Annotated in this window: 5 protein-coding genes and 1 tRNA gene; 3 read left to right on the top strand and 3 right to left on the bottom strand. The window is 53.3% G+C overall.

Translation table 11 applies throughout. The features are described from left to right. Positions 1-70: 70 nt before the first annotated feature. Positions 71-148 (top strand) — tRNA-Arg (locus QZ197_RS15390). A gap of 143 nt (positions 149-291) precedes the next feature. On the opposite strand, the gene QZ197_RS15385 is transcribed toward QZ197_RS15390, so the two are convergent. From QZ197_RS15385 to QZ197_RS15375, 3 genes are all read right to left on the bottom strand, one after another. Then, complete coding sequence (locus tag QZ197_RS15385; RefSeq protein WP_296433053.1) at positions 292-1,347, bottom strand: YeeE/YedE family protein; 1,056 nt, start codon at positions 1,345-1,347, stop codon at positions 292-294. A gap of 54 nt (positions 1,348-1,401) precedes the next feature. After that, the gene (locus tag QZ197_RS15380) at positions 1,402-1,737 is read right to left on the bottom strand and encodes a metalloregulator ArsR/SmtB family transcription factor (RefSeq protein WP_296433052.1); all 336 of its coding nucleotides are present in this window, start codon (positions 1,735-1,737) and stop codon (positions 1,402-1,404) included. A gap of 119 nt (positions 1,738-1,856) precedes the next feature. Further along, positions 1,857-2,267, bottom strand: coding sequence for a hypothetical protein (locus tag QZ197_RS15375; protein WP_296433051.1), 411 nt, complete (start codon positions 2,265-2,267; stop codon positions 1,857-1,859). A gap of 47 nt (positions 2,268-2,314) precedes the next feature. Between QZ197_RS15375 and QZ197_RS15370 the strand changes: the two genes are divergently transcribed. Further along, positions 2,315-3,052 carry a cytochrome c biogenesis CcdA family protein gene (locus QZ197_RS15370; RefSeq protein ID WP_296433050.1) on the top strand — a complete coding sequence of 246 codons (738 nt, stop codon included), beginning with the start codon at positions 2,315-2,317 and terminating at the stop codon, positions 3,050-3,052. Between the two features lie 12 nt (positions 3,053-3,064). Beyond that, positions 3,065-3,332, top strand: a 268-nt coding sequence (locus QZ197_RS15365; protein WP_296433049.1) for a thioredoxin family protein, incomplete at its 3' end; no start/stop codon positions are given.

The raw sequence follows: 3,332 nt of genomic DNA, 5'->3' as shown, positions 1-3,332 counted from the left end.
TAAGAACTTGGAGAAGGGTGTTTTAAGGCTTGCCAAAGCGACCACTTGCGCGCGATACCAACGCCCGTGCGGGCCGTTAGCTCAGCTGGATTAGAGCAGGGAACTTCTAATTCTCAGGTCGGGGGTTCGAGTCCTCCACGGCTCGCCAAAATCTTCTGTTTTCGTGCCCATTGTTGTCAAGAAACACGCACGCAAGGCCCTTGCGTCCGTTTAGAGACACATGTTTGGACGTGTCCCGCTTTCGTGCCGTCCACAAGTTCAATGTGCTTCACCTGAAACCACGCCACTTGGTTAATCTGCAGTTGCAAAGCCGACGATCAATTGCCGCAAGCCCAATGCAGCACCCGCAAAGATCGCAGCGAACGTTACTGGCGCGCTGAAGGCGAGCAGCGAGAATGCGGAAATGCCCTGTCCGATGCTGCAACCCATGGCAATTACTGCGCCGATACCCATCATCGCGGCCCCCATGATCTGGCGCCGCAGCTCTCTGGGGTCTTCGCAGGCTTCCCAGCGGAAATGACCTTTGATCAGGCTGCCCATGAATGCACCTATCAGTACGCCGCAAACAGAGCCTATCCCGAAGGACAACGATTGGCCTGAAGCGGTCATTCCATAAAGAATGACTTCGCCCAATGGCGCAGAAAACGTATGTGAAACGACCGTTAGATCATCAAAGCCATTGTTTTGGACATACTGCATACCAGCCCAAGCACTCGTCACGGCCAGTCCAACGGCAACGGCCCAGATGATCGAGACGCGACTGCGTCGCAGGCTATTTCCAGCAAAGGCCACGGCCACAATCACGCAGCCGATCGCAAGCCCAATCGCGCTAATGGACAGCCCTGTGACTTCGCCCAAAGTATGTGCCAACCCGCTAGGGACCACCCCGCTGGGCGTTGTGGGGAACAACGCCACGCGCATCCATGCCAATGGACCCGAGATTGTCGCATATGCGCTAATCCCCATCACCAGAACGATGACAAATGAACGCATATCGCCGCCGCCCAATCGCGCCAGGGCGCCGTAGCCGCAGTTACCAGCCAACGCCATCCCGTACCCGAAAAGCAAGCCACCGACGATGCTGGCTAATGGTGAAAACTGCAATGAAAGGTAGAAAGATCCAGAAGGGTCAAAAAGGCCCGTGGCCATCAACCCAAAGCTGCCAATGATTGCACAGCCTATGGCAAGAACCCACATCCGCAGGCGCAGATCGTTTTCGCCATATAAATAATCTTCAATTGCGCCCAGTGTGCAAAACCGCCCAAGTCGCGCGGCAAGGCCTAACAAAACGCCACCAAATAACCCAATGGCGGCGGCGACGTTCGCGTCTCCCCATGCGTCTAGCATCGGTGTCTCCCCCTCAAGCGTCGCTTGTGTCGCGCACCCAAACGGCGCGCCAAATCAGTCTGATTTACAGAACAGTTCATAAACAAGACCAATGATCTTGCGCGATTTGTCATCTGTCAGACTGTAGTAAATCGTTTTGCCTTCGCGCCGAGGTCGCACAAGACCTTCAAGGCGCAACCTGCCGAGTTGTTGCGATACCGCTGCTTGCCGGGCAGACAAAAGCGTTTCGAGTTCCGTGACCGATTTCTCGCCATTGACCAAATGGCATAGGATCATCAAACGACCTTCATGGCTGATCGCCTTGAGGTAGTTTGTTGCGATCGTTGCACTCTCCATCATTTGATCAAGATGTTCATCGTCGATGTTTTCTTTGAAAACTGGAATTGTCATATGCCGGTTCAGCCTTGTTGCCGTATAAATATAGCAGGCCTCGACCCGCGTTGCGCGCTACTTAGAGGGTTTTTCACCTCATTCCCACTTATATTATACAATTCACAGGTCTGAATGGATCAATTTTCTTTGTCGTCGCCACCGGTTTCATACATGATCCCTTCCTGATCAAGCATGCGTCCCAAAAGCCCCCAGAAGAAATCCTCTCCCGGGTATCCTTCGATCCGGTTCCGTTCGACCCCGTCGACAAGCAATACAAACGTTGGCGTAAAGTTCACTCGCCGCGCCAGTTCTATATCAGCGGGCAGGGGGTCTTGGATGTTGATCCGCCTAAGAGGTGCAACGGCGCCTTCACCGGTTTTGGGATAGATTGCGCTGATTTCGCTATTCCAACGTGCGCACCAAATGCAGCCGGGTTCTTCTGCCATCAGCAAGGTTGTTTGCGCTGCAAGCGGTCCTGCCAGCAACAACAGGGCCGCTGCAACTGTGAACAGCTTATGAAGGAAAGTTGTGGTCAAATGATTAAACATTCAATAATCTTAATATGAATGAGTCTTCAGAGCAAGGATGCTGATTTATGTTGGACATCAGCTATTTCGGGGCGGCATTTGCCGGTCTACTTTCGTTTTTCACACCCTGCGTGCTGCCTATGGTGCCGTTTTATCTGTGCTATATGGCTGGCTTATCCATGCACGAGCTGCAATCAGATAAGGCAATTCCCATTGGTGCGCAGCGCCGATTGATCGTATCGGCAATTTTCTTTGCGCTGGGGGTGACTACAATCTTTGTCCTGCTGGGCATGGGAGCCACGGCACTTGGGCAAACTTTCGGGATGTGGCGCGATACTTTGCGGTATGTCGCCGCTGGTATCCTGCTGCTGTTTGGCCTGCACTTTTTGGGCATTATGCGGATCCCGCTGCTGTACCGCGAGGCGAAGATCGAAAGCACAGCCGCGCCATCAACGATCATTGGTGCCTATCTGATGGGGCTTGCCTTTGGCTTTGGCTGGACGCCTTGCGTCGGTCCTGCGCTGGCGGCGATTCTTATGGTCGCGAGCGGCATGGGCGATATCTGGCAGGGTGGTTTGCTACTGCTCGTTTACGGATTGGCGATGACGGCCCCGTTTGTCGTTGCCGCCTTGTTTGCGCGTCCGTTTTTAAGCTGGCTACAGCGCAACCGGCGGTATTTGGGGCAGGTCGAACGTGTGATGGGCGCCATGTTGATTGTGTTCGCCATCCTGATCGCAACCAATTCAGTTAACTATATCGCGCAATGGATGATCGAAATCATGCCGTCGTTCGGAAATCTTGGATAGGAGGAAAAGACCATGTTTCTACGTCAAATATTAGCCGCTGCCGTGATTGTCCTTGCCTTGCCTGCGTTTGCTGTAACGCTTGGTGATGATGGACTGCATAAGGCAGACTGGATGCGCGATACTTTTAAGGATCTGCGCGAGGACCTTGAAGAGGCGAACTCCGAAGGCAAGCGCCTGCTTGTCATCATTGAACAACGTGGCTGTATCTATTGCACCAAGATGCATGAAGAGGTTTTCCCTGATCCAAAGATCGCAGCGGCGCTGAATGATCAGTTCTTTG

This window comes from Yoonia sp., from assembly GCF_017854415.1.
Taxonomy (GTDB): domain Bacteria; phylum Pseudomonadota; class Alphaproteobacteria; order Rhodobacterales; family Rhodobacteraceae; genus Yoonia.
This window is presented reverse-complemented; position numbering and strand designations above follow the sequence as displayed.